Genomic DNA, 18,001 nt, shown 5'->3' with positions numbered 1-18,001 from the left:
CGAGAACGGGCGACGACCCGGGAACGGGCGACGGCCGGAAAAGGGCGACGGCGACGGCGCCGGCGGTCGGTGGGACCGCCGGCGCCGTCGGCCGGACCGCGACAGGCGTGCGGCTAGGCCAGGCTCTCCACCAGCTCGGCCACGCTCTTGCGGCGGCCGGTGTAGAAGGGGATCTCCTCGCGGACGTGCAGCCGCGCCTTGGAGGCCCGCAGGTGGCGCATCAGGTCGACGATCCGGTGCAGGTCGTTGGCCTCGAAGGCGAGCAGCCACTCGTAGTCGCCCAGCGCGAACGAGGCGACCGTGTTGGCGCGGACGTCCGCGAAGCCGCGGGCCATCTGGCCGTGCTCGGCGAGCATCGCCCGGCGCTCCTCGTCCGGCAGCACGTACCACTCGTAGGAGCGGACGAACGGGTAGACGCAGACGTAGTCGCGGGCCTCCTCGTCGGCGAGGAAGGCCGGGATGTGCGAGCGGTTGAACTCGGCGGGCCGGTGCAGCGCCATGTTCGACCAGACCGGGTCGAGCGCGCGGCCCAGCCGGGTGCGGCGGAAGAGGTTGTAGGCCTCCTGCAGCTGGTCGGCGGTCTCGGCGTGCCACCAGATCATGACGTCGGCGTCGGCGCGCAGGCCGGAGAGGTCGTAGGTGCCGCGGATCGTGACGTCCTTGGCGGCGAGCTGGTCGAACAGCTCCTGGACCTCGTCGGCGTAGCCGGTCCGGTCCTCGGGGAGCACGTCCTTCAGCTTGAAGACGGACCACAGCGTGTAGCGGATGACCTCGTTGAGGTCCTTCGCCTTCTTGCCGATGTTGGGGATCTTGGCGGGAGCTTCGTCACTCATGACCCTATTCTCACTCTCCGGTTCCGAGGCCGAGCACCGGGTCGGCGCTCAGTGCGTCGACGGCGGCGTACGCGCTCGCGATGGTGGCGGGCACCCCGACACCGTCGTAGGCGGCGCCGCAGACGGCGAGGCCGGGGACGGCCGCGACGTGTTCCCGGATCCGGGCGACCCGGGTGTGGTGACCCACCGGATACTGTGGCAGGCCGTCGTCCCACCGGGTGACCGTCGTGGCGATCGGCTCGGCGGTCAGCCCGGTGGCCTCATGAAGATCATGCCGTGAGACGTCGACGAGTTCCTGGTCCGAACGGCCCAGGATCGCGGTCTCCCGGTACCTTCCGACCGAGGTCCGCACGACCAGCACGTCGGGGTCCTCGTCGGCGATCCAGCCCCACTTGCGGGAGGCGAAGGTGGACGCCTTGATGGTCCGGCCGTCCACCGGCGGCACCAGGAAGCCGCTGCCCGCGGGGAGCTGGGCGTCGGCCTCGGCGCGGCGGAAGGCGAGGCTGATCAGCGCCATCGACGCGTACTCGACGCCGTCCAGCTCGACGGCGGCCCGCGGCGCGACCTCGCGCAGCACCGTGGCGGCGGCCGCGGCGGGGGCGGCGACCACCACGGCGTCGGCCCGCACGGGGCGGTCCCCGGCGAGCGCGTGCCAGCCGTCGGCGTCCCGGCGCAGACCGGTGACGGGGGCGTTCAGCAGGACCTCGCCGCCGCGCGAGCGCACCGCCTCGGCGACCGCGAGCGGCAGCCTGCCGACGCCGCCGGCGATGCCGGCGAAGACCGGTCCGGTGCTCGGGTTGGCCGCCGTCTTCTCCTGGAGGGCGCGCACACCCTCGGTCAACGAGGTGTGGGTGCGGGCCACTTCGAACAACTGGGGCACGGCGGCCCGCATGGAGATCTGGTAGGCGTCGCCCGCGTAGACACCGCCGAGCAGCGGCTCGATCAGGCGGTCCACGACCTCGCGGCCCAGCCGCTCGGCCACGTACTGCCCGACGGCGACGTCCTCGCCGACCTCGGTGCGGGGCAGCTCGGCGTCCTGCCCGACGCGGCGCAGGCCCTCCTCGGAGAGCACCCCGGCCAGCGCGTCGGCGGTGCCGGGGACGCCCATCACGTGACCCCTGGGCATCGGGCGCAGCGCGCCGCGGGTCCAGAGCGCCGCGGTGGCGGTGGCCGGGGGCTGGAGATCGTCGGCGAGTCCGGCCTCCCGGGCGAGCTCCACGGCCTCGGGGCGGCGGGCGAGGAGCGACTCGGCGCCGAGGTCGACGCGGACGCCGGCGATCTCGCCCGGCAGCAGCTTCCCGCCGACGCGGCCGGAGGCCTCGGCCACGGTCACCGTGGCGCCGCGGCGCAGCAGCCGGTGGGCGGCGGCCAGGCCGGCGACACCGGCTCCGACCACGAGGACGTGCGGGGAACGGCCCGAGCCGTGAGGGGTCCCAGTTGCCATGGGTCCACTCTCTCAAACCGCCCGTTTCCCCCGGTGCCCGGCCCCGCTCACCTCCCCCGGTGTCCGGCCCCGCCCTGCCGTTCGGAGACCGGACCGTGACCGCATCGCGACCTGCGGGGGCAAACGCGTCGGGGTGCTCCGGCGTCGAAGGAGCGACAGCACAGGCCGAGCAGCACGTTCGTATCGGGGGGACCCCATGATCCGTATGATCCGCATGGTCCGCAGGACAAGAATTCCGGCAGCGATCCTCCTCGCCGCCTCGCTCGCCCTCGCCGGATGCGCGGGGAGCGGGGGCGACGAGGGCTCGGTGAAGGCCGACGCCAAGTCCCAGGCGCGTGGCGCGGACGGGCCGCAGGCGGCCGAGGCGGGGGCCTTCGACACCTCGGGCAAGGGCGACAAGGGCGGCAGGGCCGAGGATTCCGGCCCGGCGCTGGAGAGCGCGCACATCATCCGCACCGCCCGGCTCTCGGTCCGGGTCAAGGACGTCCCCGACGCCCTGGCGGAGGTCCGGTCGGTCGCCGAGACGGCCGGCGGCTTCGTCGCGAGGGAGGAGACCGACTCGTACGAGGGCGGGCGCATCGACTCCACCGAGGTCGTGCTGCGCGTCCCCTCGGAGCGGTACGACGAGGTGATGAGGGACCTGAAGGGCACCGGCCTGGTCACCTACCGCTCCTCGCAGGCCGAGGACGTCACCGACCAGGTCGTGGACGTGGAGAGCCGGGTGAAGTCGCAGCGGGCCGCCGTCGAGCGGCTGCGCAAGCTGATGGACGACGCGACCGAGCTGGAGGACGTCGTCCTCCTCGAGGGCGAACTCGCCTCCCGCGAGGCCGAGCTGGACTCGCTGCTGTCGCGTCAGGCGTCGCTGAAGGACCGGACCTCGCTGGCGACCGTCACCCTGAGCCTCTTCGACAGCGACCGTGCCGAGGACGAGGACGGGGCGGACGAGGACCCCGGTGTCCTGGACGCCCTCAAGGGCGGCTGGGACGCCTTCGTCACCACGCTCTACTGGATCGTCCTGGTCGTCGGCGCGGTCCTGCCGTTCGCCGTGGTGCTGGGCGCCCTGCTGTGGCTGTGGCTGCGCCTGCGCCGCCGCGGGCGCAGCGCGGACGACGAGTGGCTGCGCCTGCGCCGGCGCGGGCGCGCCGGGGAGGTCACCGGCGGGAACGCCTCGGCCGAGACCCCGTCCGGGGACGAGGAGGCCCCGGCCGAGGAGGCCGGCGCGCGGGACGCCGACCGGTCCTGAACCGGGCGGGCCGCCCCTCGGGGCATGCCCGTCCGACCCCCCTCGCGTGCACGGCGCTAGCGTTGGCCCCATGAGCAGCGGCGCGAGGCGGGACCGGGAACGACTGGTGGTCATCGGCGGCGACGCGGCGGGCATGTCCGCCGCGTCGCAGGCACGCCGGATGAAGGGCCCCGAGGAGCTGGAGATCGTCGCCTTCGAGCGGGGTCACTTCTCCTCCTACTCCGCGTGCGGCATCCCCTACTGGGTGGGCGGGTCGGTCCCCGACCGCGAGCGGCTGATCGCCCGCTCGCCGGACGAGCACCGCGCCCGGGGCATCGACCTGCGGATGCGCACCGAGGTCACCGGGATCGACGTCGACGGCGGCCGGGTCCGCGCCCGGGACCTGGCGACCGGCGAGGAGTCCTGGACCGCCTACGACAAGCTGGTGATCGCCACCGGCGCCACCCCGGTGCGGCCGGCGTTGCCCGGCATCGAGCTGCCGGGCGTGCACGGCGTGCAGACCCTGGACGACGGGCAGGCGCTGATCGACTCCCTGGAGCGGGCCGGCGGGCGGCGCGCCGTGGTGGTGGGCGCCGGCTACATCGGCGTCGAGATGGCCGAGGCACTGATCAACCACGGCTTCGAGGTGACGGTGGTCAACCGCGGCAAGGAGCCGATGTCCACCCTCGACCCGGACATGGGCCGCAAGGTGCACACCGCCATGGAGGGCCTGGGCATCACCATGGTGAACGAGACGGACGTGACGGCCGTCCTCGCCGGCGAGGACGGCCGTGTCCGCGCCGTGCGGGCCGGGGACCGGGAGTTCCCGGCGGACGTGGTGGTGCTGGGCATCGGCGTCCGGCCGGAGACCACCCTGGCGCGCGACGCCGGTCTCCCGCTCGGGGCGAGCGGCGGCCTCCTCACCGACCTGGGCATGCGGGTCCGCGGCCACCGGAACATCTGGGCCGGCGGGGACTGCGTGGAGGTGCTCAACCTGGTCTCCGGACAGCAGCAGCACGTGGCGCTGGGCACGCACGCCAACAAGCACGGCCAGGTGATCGGCGCCAACGCCGGCGGCGGCTACGCCACCTTCCCGGGGGTGGTGGGCACCGCCGTCAGCAAGGTGTGCGACCTGGAGATCGCCCGCACCGGCCTGCGCGAGAAGGACGCCCTGCGGGCCGGGATGCGTTTCCACGCCGTGACGATCGAGTCGACCAGCCGGGCCGGCTACTACCCGGGCGCCTCGTCCATGACCGTGAAGATGCTGGCCGAGGTGCGCACCGGGAAGCTGCTCGGCGTGCAGATCGTGGGCCGTGAAGGTGCCGCCAAACGGGTGGACGTGGCGGCGGTGGCCCTGACCGCCGGGATGACGGTGGAGCAGATGACGGCCCTGGACCTGGGCTACGCGCCGCCGTTCTCGCCGGTGTGGGATCCGGTGCTGGTGGCGGCCCGCAAGGCGGCCGCGGCGGTGCGGGCGCACCACGTCTGACCGGGACGGCGCAGGGCCGCGTCCCGGGGAGGTCGGACGGCGCAGGGCCCCGTCCCGGGAAGGTCCGCCCGGGGTCACGTCTGAACCGCGGGACGGCGGGCACCCCTGATCACGTGGTGATCCCGGTGCACGACCTCAACCCGGCGCGACGCACTCCGTGGGTGCTGTACGCGCTGATCGTCGCGAACGTCGTCGTCTTCCTCCTGACGCCCGGCACCACCGGGTCGCTCACCGGGAACGTGCCGCTGGCCGAACTGTGCCGGCTGGAGGCGTTCCTGGACCGGTTCGCGGCCGTCCCCCAGGAACTGATCCACCATCGGCTGCCGCGCCTGGTGCCGACGGGTGAGACCGGCGTCGGCCCGGGGGGCGCGGGCTGCGTGGTGCGTCCCGCGGGGTACGAGAAGTCGCCGGAGCTCAGCGTGCTGTCCGCGATGTTCCTGCACGGCGGCTGGCTGCACCTGCTGGGCAACATGCTGTTCCTGTGGATCTTCGGCGACAACGTCGAGGACCGGATGGGGCACGGGCGGTTCGCCCTGTTCTACCTGGTCTGCGGCTACGCGGCGGCCTACGCCTACGCCCTGCTCAACGCGGCCTCCACCACCCCGCTGATCGGCGCCTCCGGGGCGGTGGCCGGGGTCCTCGGCGCCTATCTGGTGCTCTACCCCCGCGCCCGGGTCTGGGTCCTGGTGCCCTTCCTGGTCTTCCTCCCGCTCCGGTTGCCGGCCTGGATCGTCCTGGGTGCGTGGTTCGCCCTCCAGGCCGTCTACTCCTCCGGCGGCGGCGTCACCGGCGCCGGCACCGTCGCGTACCTCGCCCACGTCGGGGGCTTCCTGGCCGGCATGCTGCTGGCCCTGCCGCTGCGGCCGGGCACCACCCAGCCGCCGGAACCGCCGCGGATCGCCTTCGGGCGGCAGGCACGGCGGACGTGGTGACCGCCGTGCGGCACGAGCCGTCCGACGGTGCCGGCCACCGCGTCGCGGACACCGTGGCCTCGTGCGGCGTGCCGTTCATGGTTCCGTAACACCCGTTCCCAGCATGCGGATTGTCGCGGGGCGGCCTCGACAAACGGGGGAGGTCGCTGCCAGTCTCCCGCCATGCCTCTCGCCCCTCGTGTTCTGCACCGCGTCCTCGCCGGCGCCACCGCCGCCCTCCTCGCGACCGCGGCGGGCTGCGCCCCGCAGCCGGGGACCGACCCGTCCGCCGACGGGCCCTCCGGCTCGGCCGACTCCTCGTGCGCCGAGGGCAAGCTCCCCACGAAGGCGTCCGGCAAGCTGACGGTCGCCACCGACCGGCCCGCCTACGAGCCGTGGTTCAAGGACGACGCGCCGTCCAACGGCGAGGGCTTCGAGGCGGCCGTCGCCTACGCCGTGGCCGAGGAGCTCGGGTTCGGGAAGGACGCCGTGGTCTGGCAGAGCGTGCCGTTCAACAAGGCCTTCGCGCCCGGTGCGAAGACCTTCGACTTCGACATCAACCAGGTCTCCGTCAGCGACGAGCGCAGGAAGGCCGTGGACTTCTCCTCCGGCTACTACGACGTGCGCCAGGCCGTCGTCGCGCTGAAGGACTCCGAGGCCGCGAAGGCCACGGGCGTCGCGGACCTCAAGGGCCTCAGGCTGGGCGCCCAGGTCGGCACGACGAGCCTCGCCCACATCGAGGACGTGGTGAAGCCGGCCCGGGACGCCGCCGTCTACGGCAGGAACGACCAGGCCAAGTCCGCGCTGCGGAACGGCCAGGTCGACGCGATCGTGGTCGACCTGCCGACCGCGTTCTACATCACCGCCGCCGAGGTGACCGACGCCGAGATCGTCGGCCAGTTCGAGAACCGGGGCGGCGCCCCCGAGCAGTTCGGGTTGGTGCTGGACAAGGGCAGCGCGCTCACCCCGTGCGTGACGGACGCCGTGGACGCGCTCCGCGAGGACGGCACCCTGGCGAAGCTCGAGCAGCGGTGGCTGGCCGACGCGGTCGACGTCCCGGTGCTCAAGTGACCGTCACCGCGGGCGAGGCGGGCCGCGACGACGGGCACGGCAAGGGCGACGCGGACGGCGGGGACGACAAGGAGGGCCCGGCCGCCGCCCCCTACGTCCCCTCGCCGCGCCGGCTGGAGCGCGAGCGGTACCGGCGCGCCCGGGCCCGCCGCGCCACGGCGATCGCCGCCCTGTCGACCCTGGTCACCGGGGCCGCCCTGTACCTGCTCGTCGTCCACGCGCCCGGCTGGCCCCGCACGAAGGAGACCTTCTTCAGCCCGCAGTACGCGCGCGAGGCGTTCCCCAGGGTCCTGGAAGGGCTCTGGCTGAACCTGCGGCTGCTGCTGGTGTGCGGCGCCGCCGTGCTGGTCCTCGGCATGCTCGTCGCCGTGGCCCGCACCCTACGCGGCCCGCTGTTCTTCCCGCTGCGGGTGCTGGCGGCCGCGTACACGGACTTCTTCCGCGGACTGCCGCTGATCATCAACCTGATGATCGTGGTCCTGGGCGTCCCCGCGCTGCGGCTCCAGGGCGTCACCGTCGACCCGGTGCTGCTCGGCGGCACGGCGCTGACGCTGACGTACTCGGCGTACGTCGCGGAGGTGTTCCGCGCGGGCATCGAATCGGTGCACCCCTCGCAGCGCGCCGCGGCCCGCTCCCTGGGGCTGACCAACCGGCAGGCGCTGCGGTTCGTGGTGCTGCCGCAGGCGGTGCGGCGCCAGGTGCCGCCCCTGCTCAACGACCTGGTGTCGCTGCAGAAGGACACCGGCCTGGTGTCGATCGGCGGCGCGGTCGACGCCGTGCGCGCCGCGGACATCGTCGTGGGCCGCAGCCTCAACTACACGCCGTACATCGTGGCCGGGCTGGTGTTCGTCGCCCTGACCATCCCGATGACCCGCCTCACGGACTGGGTGACGGCCCGCACGGACCGCCGGCGGGCACAAGGAGGAATCACGTGAGCGGCCTGAGCGACGGCGTGCCGGTGCTGCGGATGGAGTCCGTGCGCAAGACCTTCGGTGGCTCGGTCGTCCTGCGGGACATCGGCCTCGAGGTCGCCCCGCACACGGTGACCGCGCTGATCGGCGCCTCCGGGTCCGGCAAGTCGACGCTGCTGCGGTGCGCCGCCCTCCTGGAGGACGTCGACGACGGGGAGATCAGGCTGGACGGCGAGGAGATCACCGACCCGCGCGCCGACCAGGACGCGGTGCGGCGCCGGATCGGTGTGGTCTTCCAGGCGTACAACCTGTTCCCGCACATGACGGTGCTGGAGAACATCACGCTCGCCCCGCGCCGGGTGCACCGCGTCCCCCGCTCCCGGGCCGAGGAGCAGGCCCGGGAGCTCCTGGAGAGGCTCGGGCTGGGCGGCAGGGCGGGCGAGTACCCGGACCGGCTCAGCGGAGGGCAGCAGCAGCGGGTGGCGATCGCCCGCGCCCTCGCCGTGCGGCCCCGGCTGCTGCTGCTCGACGAGGTCACCGCGGCCCTCGACCCGGAACTGGTCGGCGAGGTGCTGAACGTGGTGCGCGGCCTCAAGAGCGACGGCATGACCATGGTGCTGGCCACCCACGAGATGGGCTTCGCCCGCGAGGTCGCCGACCAGGTCTGCTTCCTGGACGGCGGTGTGGTGCTGGAACGCGGCACCCCCGAGCAGGTCCTCGGCGACCCGCGGCAGGAGCGGACACGGCGCTTCCTGCGGCGGGTCGTGGAGGCGGGCCGCCTGTGAGGACCCGGGGGCCGGAGCGAGGCGGCCCTCCGTGCGGACGACGGTTCAGGCCAACGGCGGCGCTGCCCCGCGAGCTTCCGCTACTCCAGATGGAGAGCTGCCAGGCGGGGCAGTCGGCGCCTCATTTCGCCGTGGTCGCCGAAGTCGACGTTCCAGGCGGGGTCCAGCTCCGGGTACCGGATGGTGTACGCGTCGTCGGGGAGTTGCCCGCCGGTCGCCGCGATGTGCGCGTTCCAGGCGATGCTCAGCGTCTCCTCGCACTCGAGGTCGACTCCGTCGGCCGCGGACGCTCGCACGACGGGCAGCTCCGCCAGGGCGTCGGGGTCGGCGAGGGTGCGCTCGAAGACCTCCCGTCCCTGCGTGATCAACCAGCCACGGAAGTAGTCGAAGCCGTCGTCGGAGCATCCACCGTTGATCACGTAGGCAGCGGCCCACAGAGGGTTCGTGTAGGAGGCTGCCATCAACTCCCACAGCGCCCGCTGGGCGGCGACGATCTCCTCGGCGGGGTGCGTCGCCAGCTGCGAGGTCGCCCGGCGGGCGACCTCGTCGCCGTCGTCCGGGTCGGACGCCTGCTGGCGGGCCGTCTCGATGAGCTGCCAGAACTGCTGCTTGTCCATGGCGGCAGAGCATGCCTCCTGGCACTGACACCGGTCCGTGCGAAGGAAGTCGGCCCTCCGGAGCAGGCCGCGGCGCCCGGCCGCGGGCCGGGCGCCGCGGAGCGGGTCAGGCGGCGGTCGCGGCGCGGGTGACGGCGGCCAGTTCGGCGCGCAGGGCGGCGAAGCGGGGGTCACCGCGCAGGGCGGCCGTGTCCGTGGCCGCCGCGCGCGGGAGCGGCACCGTCATCTCGTCGACGATCCGCCCTGGCCCGGCCGCCATCACCAGGACCCGGGAGCCGAGCAGCACGGCCTCCTCCGCGGAGTGGGTCACGAACAGGACGGTCGTGCCGGTGCTCGCGGCCAGGGTCCGCACCTCCTCCTGGAGCCGCTCCCGGGTGAACGCGTCCAGGGCGGCGAACGGCTCGTCCATCAGCAGGATCTGCGGCTCGGTGGCCAGCGCGCGGGCGATGGCGACGCGTTGCTGCTGGCCGCCCGACAGCTCCCAGGTGCGGCGCCCCGCCATGCCGGGCAGCCCGACCAGGGACAGCAGTTCCGCCACCCTGGCGGGCCGCTCGGCGCGTGCCACCCCGTTGCGGGCGAGCGCGAAGGAGAGGTTGCCGCCCACCGTGCGCCAGGGGAACAGGCGCGGGGTCTGGAAGACCACGCCGGTGGCGCGGCGGACCTCCACCGTGCCGGCCGCCGGCTGCTCCAGGCCGGCGACCAGCCGCAGCAGCGTGGTCTTGCCGCACCCGGACGGCCCGACCAGGACCACGAACTCCCCCGGCCGCACGGTGAGGGAGGCGTCGGCGACGGCGGTGACCGGATTCCTCGGGGGGCCGTAGCGGACGGTGACGTCCCGCAGCCGGATGTCGGGCTCAGCCGGTGACACGGGCCAGCTCCTCCACGGCGAGGGCCTGCTCGAAGACGGAGCGGGCGGGAGCGGCGTCGACCGCCTTCTGCGAGGTCAGGAACCGTGCGGCGTCGTGGAGGCTGCCGGCCAGCGCGCCCGGGGCGCCCGGAGCGCCGAGGTGGTCGGCTCCCGCCTGCTCCTCGGCGGTGAGCAGCACCAGCTGGCCGAGCTGCTCCTTCGCCTCCTCGGGGCTCAGGTTGAGCTCGGCGCCGATGGCCGCGGCAGCCTCGTCGGGGTTCTCCCTGGCGAGCTCCACCGCTTGGTTCTCCGCCGCGAGCCAGGCGTCCACGATGTCGGGGTGCTTGTCGGCGAAGGCGGTGGTGACGACGCCCAGGTCGGCGGTGGGCCTGCCCTGCTCGGCGATCTCGCGGCTGGTGACGAGGACGGTGCCGTCCTTCTTCAGTTCGGTGAGGGTGGGCGTCCACACGTAGGCGGCGTCGATGTCGCCGCGCTGCCAGGCGGCGAGGGCGTCCTGCGGCTGGAGGTCGACCAGCTTCACGTCGGACTGCTCGAGCCCGGCCTCCTCGAGTGCGGCCAGCAGGGAGTAGTGGGTGGTGGACCCGAAGGGGGCGGCCACCTTCCTGCCCTCGAGCGCCTTGACGGACTTGATGCCCTTCCTGGCGACGAGGGCCTCGTTGTCACCGATGACGTCGTGGATCCACAGGACCTTGTAGGGGATGTTCAGCGGCTCGGACAGGCCCTTGGCGACGGCGCTGGAACCGGCCAGTCCGAGGTCCACGGACCCGGCGATGACCGCGGTGTTGACGTCGGCGCCGGAGTCGAACTTCACCCACTTCACGTCGGCGTCCGGGAGCGCCTTCTCCAGCAGCCTGTGGTTCTTCACCACGAGGTCGGCGTTGGGTATCGCCTGGTAGGCGATGCGGACCTGGGTTCTTCCGGCCTTCCCCGCGCCGTCGTCGCCGGCGCCCGTTCCGCAGGCGGTCGCGGCGAGGGTGGTCAGCGCCGCGAGGGAGGCGAGGAGGAAGGTGCGGCGGGCGGTACGACGGGCGAACGGGGCCATGACGGTTCCTTCGTACGGGGCGTCGCGCAGGTGCGCGGCAGGACGGGAGTCGGGGGTGGGGCGGGAACAGGTGGTGGGGCGGGAGTCGGACGGCGGGTCCTGGTTCGGGGCGGCGACGGGCGCCGGGGCGGGAGCGAGGGTCGGGGCGGGGGCAGCGCCGGAGCGGCGCGTGCGGCGGGGGTGGCGAGGGCGGCGCGGTTGGCACGTGCGGCGCGGGTGGCGGGGGCAGGGGGCGGGTGGTGGCCCGGGGTGGGTGCTCACCGGCGGCCGCGCCAGGGGACCGTCACCCGTTCCAGCCCGCGGAAGAGCGCGTCCAGGAGGATGCCGGAGAGCCCGATGGCGATGATCCCGGCGATGACGACGTCGGTCTGGTTGTAGCGCTGGGCGTCGCGGATCATGCCGCCGATGCCGGGCACGCCGTTGACGGTCTCGGCCGCGACGACCGAGGTGTAGGCGACGCCGAGGCCGATCCGCACCCCGGTGAGGATCTCGGGGAGCGCGGCCGGCAGGCGCACCGACAGCAGCAGCGTCACCGGTCCCGAGCCGAGGGTCCGGGCCGCCTCCACCAGGTCGCCCGGCACGCCGCGCACCGCCGCCGCGGTCGCCGCCGCGATGGGCGGCAGCGCGGCGACGACCAGCAGCCAGATCTTCGGGGACTCGTCGATGCCGAACCAGATGACCAGCAGCGAGAGGTACGCCAGCGGCGGCAGGGTCCGCAGGAAGGTGACCGCCGGCTCCAGCACCACGGCGACCGGCTTCACCACGCCGATCAGCAGGCCGAGCGGAATCCCGGTGAGGGCCGCGTACCCGGTGCCGATGCCGATCCGGCGCAGCGACACCGCCAGGTGTTCGCCGAGCAGGTACCCGCTGTAGCCGCGGACTCCGTCGTGCACGGTCGACGCCTCCACGAAGGCGCTCCACACCTCGGCCGGCGACGGGACGAGGACGCGCGGCCACACGCCCGCCGCGACGATCGCCTGCCAGGCGGCGAGGAGGACCGCGAGGGCGACCAGCCGGAGGGCGGTCCAGCGCAGGACCGCGGGCCGGCGGCGCCGCGCGGGCGCCGCGTCGGCGGGCGGGGCGACCGGCGGCGTCTCCTTGACGAGGGTCATCGTGCCGCCTCGGCCTCGGTGAGGGCGCGCAGCCGGGGGGCGACCTCTTCGCCCACCCGGAAGGCCTCCTCCAGATGCGGGTACCCGGAGAGGACGAACTCGTCGATGCCCAGCTCCCGGTACTCGAAGAGACGCTGGGCCACCTCGTCGTGCGAGCCGACCAGAGCGGTGCCGGCGCCCTCGCGGACCAGTCCGATGCCCGCCCACAGGTTGGGGGCGACGGTCAGGTTCTCGGCCGTGCCGCCGTGCAGGGCCGTCATGCGGGCCTGGCCGGTGGAGTCCATGCGGGCGAAGCGTTCCTGGGTGGCGCGGATCGCCTCGGGGTCCAGGCGCCCAAGGATGCGGTCGGCCTCCGCCCATGCCTCGGCGGCGGTGTCACGGGTGATCACGTGCAGCCGCAGCCCGAACCGCACGGTCCGGCCGGCGGCGGCCGCCTTGCCGCGGAGCCGGTCGACGCGCTCGGCGACGGCGGCCGGGGGCTCCCCCCACAGCAGCTGGACGTCGGCGTAACGGGCGGCGACGTCCTCGGCGGCCGGGGACGCGCCGCCGAAGTAGAGGGGCACCGGGGCGGCGAGGGTGGGGTTCTCCAGCCGGGCTCCGGTCACCCGTACGTGGTCGCCGTGATGGTCGACCGGTTTGCCCTCCAGCAACTCCCGGATCACCTGCATGAGTTCGCCGGTGCGGGCGTAGCGCTCGTCCTTGGGCAGGTGGTCGCCGTACGCGCGCTGCTCGACCGGGTCGCCGCCGGTGACCACGTTCAGCGCGATCCGGTCGCCGAACAACCGGCGGAAGTTGTCGGCCTGTTGGGCGAGCAGCGTGGGCCCGGTCAGGCCGGCCCGGAAGGCGACGAGGAAGCCGATCCGTTCGGTGACCGCGGCGACGGCCGGCGTCAGCACCCAGGGGTCCACGCAGCCGAGGCCCACCGGGGTGAGCAGCTTGTCGAAGCCGGCCCGCTCGGCGGCCCGGGCCACCTGGGCCAGGTAGCCCAGGTCGGCGGGGCGGCGGGTCGCGGTCCGGGAACGGGCCTGGACGGCGGTGACGCCGCCGGGATCCCGGCCGTCACCGCCGGTCGGCAGGAACCAGTGCAGGACGGGAGCAGGGCGCACGGACATGACGAAGGACCTCTGTGAGGGGAGGGGTGAGCGCGCGGCGCCGGGTGGGCGTCGCACGAGGAGGAGGTGGCGCGCGAGGGCGCGCCGTCACCGCGAGGCGGCGGAACGGGGAAGGACGCCGGCCGGGCACGGAGGAAGCCTCAGCGCGGCAGGGAGGTGCGCGCGGTCAGCTGCGGACGGCGCGGCACAGGTGGTCGGCCCGACACAGCATCCCGGCGACACGCAGAAGATCCACGTGTCGGCGGGTGACGAGGAAGGGGGCCATGGGCGCATTCTGTATCCACCGGGCACATGCATCAAGCCCATGTCTGCGATCCGGACTCCGGTCTCACGCACCGGACGTCCTCCAGGGAACCGCCACCCCCCTCCCGGGCGGCCCCGAGCCCCCCGGACAATGGGTACATGCGCATCTCTGCCAGGGCGGACTACGCGGTACGGGCCGCACTGCAGCTCGCCGCCTCGCGGGACGACGGTCCGGTGACGGCCGAGGCCATCGCCGACGCCCAGGACATCCCGCACAAGTTCCTCGAGGGCATCCTCAACGACATGCGCCGCGGCGGCCTGGTGACGAGCCGGCGCGGCGGCAACGGCGGCTACCGCCTCGCCAGGCCGGCCGCGTCCGTCAGTGTCGCCGACGTCATCCGCGTCGTGGACGGCCCCCTCGTCTCGGTGCGGGGCGTCCGCCCGCCGGACCTCGCCTACTCCGGCCCCGCCGCCTCACTGCTCCCGCTGTGGATCGCCCTGCGGGCCAATGTGCGCGAGATCCTTGACGGCGTGTCGCTCGCCGACCTCGAGGCCTCGCAACTGCCGGACGAAATAACGGAGTTGGCGGAGCGCCCGGACGCCTGGACGAACCCCTGACCGGACCGGGGAATTCCGTCCGGTCCCATCATCCGAAAGGCCGTTGTCCAGCATCTGAAACCCGTCTTGGTCCCCGGCCGGCTTTCTGCCACGATCCCCAGCATTCAGGTAGGAAAGACCGGGAACCGAAGTGAGGGGTGTCATGCGTCCGTTCGACCGCACCACCCTGTCGGCACTCCTCCTGACCTCGCGCCGGCACGTCGACCTCGGCCGCACCTCGAGCGCCATCTGTCGCTCCGTCTGAGCCGCCCGCCCCGTCCCGCCCGCCCCGGCGGTCCGGCCCGCGGGACGGCGGCGCCCCGTGCCGCGCACCGGGCGTCCGCACCACCCGTGCCTCTTCCTCCGCTCCCCGGCGCCTGACGGCCCTCGGCCGTCGACCGGCCCGGCGGACGGAGCAACGGCGTACCCACCGGTTCCGCCATGCCTTCCCGCGTTCCACGCGTTCCAGCCCTTCCTCGAGAGGACACCTCCGTGTCTGCCGTCAGACCGCTCAGCGCCCTGCGCACCCTCGCCGCCCTCACCGCCCTCCCCCTCCTGCTCACCGCTTGCGGCTACGGTTCCGACGCCGCCGACGACGGCAAGAAGACCGAGGTCTCGGCGGACGCGAAGAAGCTCTCCGCCGACGAGGTGAAGATCGGCTACTTCCCGAACCTGACGCATGCGACGGCTCTGGTGGGCGTCCAGGAGGGACTGCTGCAGAAGGAGCTGGGCGGCACCACGATCAAGTCGTCGACCTTCAACGCCGGCCCGTCCGAGATCGAGGCGCTCAACGCCGGGTCGATCGACATCGGCTGGATCGGCCCCTCCCCCTCCATCAACGGCTACAGCAAGTCGGACGGCAAGAGCCTGCGCATCGTCAGCGGCTCGGCCTCCGGCGGCGTGAAGCTGGTCGTCAACCCGAAGAAGATCAAGTCCCTGGACGACGTCAAGGGCAAGAAGATCGCCACCCCGCAGCTCGGCAACACCCAGGACGTGGCGTTCCTCAACTGGATCGCCGAGCAGGGCTGGAAGGTGGACGCCGAGAGCGGCAAGGGCGACGTCTCCGTCTTCCGCACCGACAACAAGATCACCCCGGACGCCTACAAGTCGGGGTCGATCGACGGTGCCTGGGTGCCCGAGCCGACCGCCTCCAAGCTCGTCACCGAGGGCGGCAAGGTGCTGCTCGACGAGTCCGACCTGTGGCCGGACAAGAAGTTCGTCATCACCAACATCATCGTGTCGCAGAAGTTCCTGAAGGAGCACCCGGACGTCGTCGAGGCGGTGCTGCGCGGCTCCGTGAAGACCAACGAGTGGATCAACGCCAACCCGGACGAGGCGAAGGCCTCCGCCAACGCGGCGCTGAAGGAGCTGACCGGCAAGGACCTCCCGGCCGAGGTCCTCGACCCGGCCTGGAAGTCCATCGCCTTCCTCGACGACCCGCTGGCCGCCACGCTCGACGCCCAGGCCGAGCACGCGGTGAAGGCCGGCCTGCTGGAGGAGCCGAGCCTGAAGGGCATCTACGACCTCGGCCCGCTGAACAAGGTCCTCAAGGCCGCGGGCAAGGACGCGGTCGACGACGCCGGCCTCGGCGTCCAGTAACGGACGTCCGGCCCCCTCGGGCCGGACCCCAGGAGGCGGTGGCCGCTCGGCCACCGCCTCCTCGGCGTTCCAGGACCCCGGCCGGGGCCGTGGTCCGCGAGGCACCGGTTCGCCGGGGGCCACCGGTACCCCACCTGGCCACCGGTACCCCACCGGACTCCGGACGGAGGACCGTCACCGCTGCCGGTGCGCCGTGACCAGGCCGGACTCGTAGGCGAGGACGACGAGTTGGGCGCGGTCGCGGGCGTGGAGCTTGGTCATGGCGCGGTTGACGTGGGTCTTGGCGGTCAGCGGGCTGATCACCATGCGGGCGGCGATCTCGTCGTTGGCTAGGCCGCGCGCGGCGAGGGCGACGGCTTCGCGCTCCCGGGCGGTCAGCCGGTCCAGCACGGCGGCCGGGGCGGCCGGGGGCGGCTGGGCGAGGTGGCGGTCGATCAGCCGCCGGGTCAGGGCGGGCGCCAGCAGCGCGTCGCCCCGGGCGGCGACGCGCACGGCGTGCACCAGGTCGTCGGGGAGGATGTCCTTGACCAGGAAGCCCGCGGCACCGGCCCGCAGCGCGTCCAGCACGTACTCGTCCATGCCGTAGTTGGTGAGGACGACGACGTGCACCCCGGCCAGTGCCGGGTCGGCGGCGACCCGGCGGGTGGTCGCGATGCCGTCGAGGACCGGCATGCGGATGTCGACCAGCATCACGTCGGGCAGGTGCCGCGCGGCGAGGACGAGCCCCTCCTCGCCGTCGCCGGCCTCCGCGACCACCTCGATGTCCGCCTCCAGGCCCAGCAGGGCGCGGAATCCGCTGCGGATCAGCGGCTGGTCGTCGACGAGCAGGACGCGGATCACGAGGACGGCTCCACGGGCAGTTCGGCGCGGACGGTGAAACCGCCCTGCTCACGGGGCCGGGCCTCGAGCCGGCCGCCGAGGGCGGTGACGCGTTCGCGCATGCCGAGCAGCCCGAGCCCCGGCGCCGGCACCGCCGGGGCGGCTGCCTTGCCGTCGTCGTCGACCTGGACGGTCAGCCGGTCCGGCTGGTGACGGACGCTGACTCCGGCCGTGGTCGCGCCGACGGCGTGGCGGGCGGTGTTGGTGAGCGCCTCCTGCACGATCCGGTAGGCGGTCCGGGCCACCGCGGCCGGCACGTCCCGCCGCTCCCCCTCGACCCGCAGCGTCGCCTCGACACCGGCCGACCGGGCGCGTTCCACCAGATCGGCGATGTGCTCCAGGCCGCGCGGCGGGGCGGTGTCGTCGTCCCGCAGCGCCTCCAGGGTGGCCCGCAGTTCCCGGTTCGCCTCCCGCGCGGCCTCCTGGATCGCCGACAGCGCCTGCGGCACCTCCTCGCCCCTCCGCCGGGCGACGTGGACGGCGACCTCGGCCTGGAGCTTGACGATCGAGATCTGGTGGGTGAGCGAGTCGTGCAACTCCCGTGCGATGTGCAGCCGTTCCTCGTCCGCGCGGCGCCGGGCGGTCTGCTCCCGGGTCCGCTCCGCCTCGTCCGCCCGCCGCTCCGCCTGGCGCACGGCCTCCCCGGCGGCGAACGCGGCGACGAGCCAGGCCAGTTCGAGGACGTGGCGGGCCTGGGCCAGGGCCTCCGTCACGGGACCGTCGTGCGGGAGGAGTGCGACAGCGTGCAGTGCGGCCACCAGGGCCACCGAGGTCGCCACCGCGAGGGCCCGCCGGCCGGCCCGCACCGCGCCGTACACGGCGACCAGGTACGGGACGGCGAGCACCTCGACGCCGGCCGCCAGGTGGCCCACGGCGCACACCCCGGTGACGACCAGGACCAGGGACGGTGCGCGGCGCCGGGGGGCGAGCGCGAGGCCGCCGGCGCCGAGGAGCAGCAGGGCCGGGACGCCGGGTTCCGCCGTGGACAGTCCGCCGCCGAGCATCAGGGCCGCCACGCCGAGCGCGAGCGCCCCGTCCACGGCGCCCGGCGGAACGTGGGGCCGGCGGCCCGTCACCATGCGCATGCCCGGCACCCTAGCCCTCCCTCGGCGCGGGCGGATCCGGCGTGCGGAGGAGGGACGGCTACCGCGTCCGCGGTACACGGGCGCGCACTGCCGCCCGTGCGGCAGTGCGTGATGTCCACGTCGGGGGGACGACCCGGCGCCCCGGCCGACGGCATGCTCGAGGCCGACGAGAGGGGATGCG

At 74.0% G+C, this 18,001-nt stretch carries 19 protein-coding genes; 9 read left to right on the top strand and 10 right to left on the bottom strand.

The genetic code is table 11. The annotated features are described in order from the left end of the window. Window positions 1-113 precede the first annotated feature (113 nt). Window positions 114-833, bottom strand: a complete 720-nt coding sequence (gene hemQ / locus Sfr03f_RS04355) for a hydrogen peroxide-dependent heme synthase (RefSeq protein ID WP_108952346.1) — start codon at window positions 831-833, stop codon at window positions 114-116. A gap of 10 nt (window positions 834-843) precedes the next feature. Continuing rightward, window positions 844-2,277, bottom strand: coding sequence for a protoporphyrinogen oxidase (gene hemG / locus Sfr03f_RS04350; protein WP_108952345.1), 1,434 nt, complete (start codon window positions 2,275-2,277; stop codon window positions 844-846). Window positions 2,278-2,473: 196 nt separating this feature from the next. Here hemG and Sfr03f_RS04345 point away from each other — a divergent pair, with 196 nt between their 5' ends. The 6 genes from Sfr03f_RS04345 to Sfr03f_RS04320 all read left to right on the top strand — a co-directional run bounded on the left by Sfr03f_RS04345 (window position 2,474) and on the right by Sfr03f_RS04320 (window position 8,666). Continuing rightward, a complete protein-coding gene (locus Sfr03f_RS04345) occupies window positions 2,474-3,520 on the top strand; it encodes a DUF4349 domain-containing protein (protein ID WP_108952344.1) in 1,047 nt (348 codons plus the stop codon). Window positions 3,521-3,590: 70 nt separating this feature from the next. Beyond that, on the top strand, window positions 3,591-4,988 hold the full coding sequence (locus Sfr03f_RS04340; RefSeq protein ID WP_108952343.1) for an FAD-dependent oxidoreductase: 1,398 nt from the start codon (window positions 3,591-3,593) through the stop codon (window positions 4,986-4,988). Between the two features lie 113 nt (window positions 4,989-5,101). Further along, on the top strand, window positions 5,102-5,920 hold the full coding sequence (locus Sfr03f_RS04335) for a rhomboid family intramembrane serine protease (protein ID WP_108952342.1): 819 nt from the start codon (window positions 5,102-5,104) through the stop codon (window positions 5,918-5,920). 162 nt (window positions 5,921-6,082) lie between these two features. Beyond that, window positions 6,083-6,970, top strand: coding sequence for an ABC transporter substrate-binding protein (locus tag Sfr03f_RS04330; RefSeq protein ID WP_108952341.1), 888 nt, complete (start codon window positions 6,083-6,085; stop codon window positions 6,968-6,970). After that, entirely contained in the window at window positions 6,967-7,905 is a 939-nt protein-coding gene (locus Sfr03f_RS04325) for an amino acid ABC transporter permease (RefSeq protein ID WP_245967391.1), read from the top strand. Before Sfr03f_RS04330 ends, Sfr03f_RS04325 begins: the two co-directional genes overlap by 4 nt. A gap of 32 nt (window positions 7,906-7,937) precedes the next feature. Next, complete coding sequence (locus tag Sfr03f_RS04320; protein ID WP_108953437.1) at window positions 7,938-8,666, top strand: amino acid ABC transporter ATP-binding protein; 729 nt, start codon at window positions 7,938-7,940, stop codon at window positions 8,664-8,666. 80 nt (window positions 8,667-8,746) lie between these two features. On the opposite strand, the gene Sfr03f_RS04315 is transcribed toward Sfr03f_RS04320, so the two are convergent. The 6 genes from Sfr03f_RS04315 to Sfr03f_RS31625 form a co-directional block, all read right to left on the bottom strand. Further along, a complete protein-coding gene (locus Sfr03f_RS04315) occupies window positions 8,747-9,283 on the bottom strand; it encodes a DUF4240 domain-containing protein (RefSeq protein ID WP_108952339.1) in 537 nt (178 codons plus the stop codon). A 106-nt stretch (window positions 9,284-9,389) separates the two neighbouring features. After that, window positions 9,390-10,151, bottom strand: a complete 762-nt coding sequence (locus Sfr03f_RS04310) for an ABC transporter ATP-binding protein (RefSeq protein WP_108952338.1) — start codon at window positions 10,149-10,151, stop codon at window positions 9,390-9,392. Continuing rightward, entirely contained in the window at window positions 10,138-11,193 is a 1,056-nt protein-coding gene (locus tag Sfr03f_RS04305; protein WP_108952337.1) for a taurine ABC transporter substrate-binding protein, read from the bottom strand. The genes Sfr03f_RS04310 and Sfr03f_RS04305 overlap by 14 nt, the downstream gene beginning before the upstream one ends. Window positions 11,194-11,450: 257 nt before the next feature. Continuing rightward, window positions 11,451-12,305 (bottom strand): ABC transporter permease, encoded by an 855-nt coding sequence (locus Sfr03f_RS04300; RefSeq protein WP_108952336.1) that lies wholly within the window; start codon window positions 12,303-12,305, stop codon window positions 11,451-11,453. After that, window positions 12,302-13,417, bottom strand: a complete 1,116-nt coding sequence (locus Sfr03f_RS04295; protein ID WP_108952335.1) for an LLM class flavin-dependent oxidoreductase — start codon at window positions 13,415-13,417, stop codon at window positions 12,302-12,304. Before Sfr03f_RS04295 ends, Sfr03f_RS04300 begins: the two co-directional genes overlap by 4 nt. Window positions 13,418-13,583: 166 nt before the next feature. Then, a complete protein-coding gene (locus Sfr03f_RS31625) occupies window positions 13,584-13,682 on the bottom strand; it encodes a putative leader peptide (protein ID WP_359290252.1) in 99 nt (32 codons plus the stop codon). Between the two features lie 137 nt (window positions 13,683-13,819). Here Sfr03f_RS31625 and Sfr03f_RS04290 point away from each other — a divergent pair, with 137 nt between their 5' ends. The 3 genes from Sfr03f_RS04290 (at window position 13,820) to Sfr03f_RS04285 (ending at window position 15,856) form a co-directional block, all read left to right on the top strand. Continuing rightward, the gene (locus Sfr03f_RS04290) at window positions 13,820-14,278 is read left to right on the top strand and encodes an RrF2 family transcriptional regulator (protein ID WP_108952334.1); all 459 of its coding nucleotides are present in this window, start codon (window positions 13,820-13,822) and stop codon (window positions 14,276-14,278) included. Between the two features lie 142 nt (window positions 14,279-14,420). After that, window positions 14,421-14,522: a putative leader peptide gene (locus Sfr03f_RS31620; RefSeq protein WP_359290250.1), complete on the top strand. Its 102-nt coding sequence runs from the start codon at window positions 14,421-14,423 to the stop codon at window positions 14,520-14,522. Between the two features lie 227 nt (window positions 14,523-14,749). Then, window positions 14,750-15,856, top strand: a complete 1,107-nt coding sequence (locus Sfr03f_RS04285) for an ABC transporter substrate-binding protein (protein ID WP_245967390.1) — start codon at window positions 14,750-14,752, stop codon at window positions 15,854-15,856. Between the two features lie 174 nt (window positions 15,857-16,030). Here the strand turns inward: Sfr03f_RS04285 and Sfr03f_RS04280 are convergent, their stop codons facing one another. Both Sfr03f_RS04280 and Sfr03f_RS04275 read right to left on the bottom strand, forming a co-directional pair. Next, window positions 16,031-16,696 carry a response regulator gene (locus tag Sfr03f_RS04280; protein ID WP_108952332.1) on the bottom strand — a complete coding sequence of 222 codons (666 nt, stop codon included), beginning with the start codon at window positions 16,694-16,696 and terminating at the stop codon, window positions 16,031-16,033. Beyond that, window positions 16,693-17,820, bottom strand: coding sequence for a sensor histidine kinase (locus Sfr03f_RS04275; protein ID WP_372514433.1), 1,128 nt, complete (start codon window positions 17,818-17,820; stop codon window positions 16,693-16,695). Before Sfr03f_RS04275 ends, Sfr03f_RS04280 begins: the two co-directional genes overlap by 4 nt. Window positions 17,821-18,001: the final 181 nt, after the last annotated feature.

The sequence above is a fragment of the Streptomyces fragilis genome (assembly GCF_003112515.1).
In the GTDB taxonomy this organism is placed as follows: Bacteria; Actinomycetota; Actinomycetes; order Streptomycetales; family Streptomycetaceae; genus Streptomyces; species Streptomyces fragilis.
Note: the sequence above shows the minus strand (reverse complement) of the source record. Positions and strands in the feature narration are given on the sequence as shown.

Excerpts from the sequence above, each read along its gene's own strand:
- hemQ (WP_108952346.1), bottom strand. The coding sequence starts at position 833 with ATGAGTGACGAAGCTCCCGCCAAGATCCCCAACATCGGCAAGAAGGCG.
- hemG (WP_108952345.1), bottom strand. The coding sequence starts at position 2,277 with ATGGCAACTGGGACCCCTCACGGCTCGGGCCGTTCCCCGCACGTCCTC.
- Sfr03f_RS04345 (WP_108952344.1), top strand. The coding sequence starts at position 2,474 with ATGATCCGTATGATCCGCATGGTCCGCAGGACAAGAATTCCGGCAGCG.
- Sfr03f_RS04340 (WP_108952343.1), top strand. The coding sequence starts at position 3,591 with ATGAGCAGCGGCGCGAGGCGGGACCGGGAACGACTGGTGGTCATCGGC.
- Sfr03f_RS04330 (WP_108952341.1), top strand. The coding sequence starts at position 6,083 with ATGCCTCTCGCCCCTCGTGTTCTGCACCGCGTCCTCGCCGGCGCCACC.
- Sfr03f_RS04320 (WP_108953437.1), top strand. The coding sequence starts at position 7,938 with ATGGAGTCCGTGCGCAAGACCTTCGGTGGCTCGGTCGTCCTGCGGGAC.
- Sfr03f_RS04315 (WP_108952339.1), bottom strand. The coding sequence starts at position 9,283 with ATGGACAAGCAGCAGTTCTGGCAGCTCATCGAGACGGCCCGCCAGCAG.
- Sfr03f_RS04305 (WP_108952337.1), bottom strand. The coding sequence starts at position 11,193 with ATGGCCCCGTTCGCCCGTCGTACCGCCCGCCGCACCTTCCTCCTCGCC.
- Sfr03f_RS04300 (WP_108952336.1), bottom strand. The coding sequence starts at position 12,305 with ATGACCCTCGTCAAGGAGACGCCGCCGGTCGCCCCGCCCGCCGACGCG.
- Sfr03f_RS04295 (WP_108952335.1), bottom strand. The coding sequence starts at position 13,417 with ATGTCCGTGCGCCCTGCTCCCGTCCTGCACTGGTTCCTGCCGACCGGC.
- Sfr03f_RS31625 (WP_359290252.1), bottom strand. The coding sequence starts at position 13,682 with ATGGCCCCCTTCCTCGTCACCCGCCGACACGTGGATCTTCTGCGTGTC.
- Sfr03f_RS04290 (WP_108952334.1), top strand. The coding sequence starts at position 13,820 with ATGCGCATCTCTGCCAGGGCGGACTACGCGGTACGGGCCGCACTGCAG.
- Sfr03f_RS31620 (WP_359290250.1), top strand. The coding sequence starts at position 14,421 with ATGCGTCCGTTCGACCGCACCACCCTGTCGGCACTCCTCCTGACCTCG.
- Sfr03f_RS04275 (WP_372514433.1), bottom strand. The coding sequence starts at position 17,820 with ATGCGCATGGTGACGGGCCGCCGGCCCCACGTTCCGCCGGGCGCCGTG.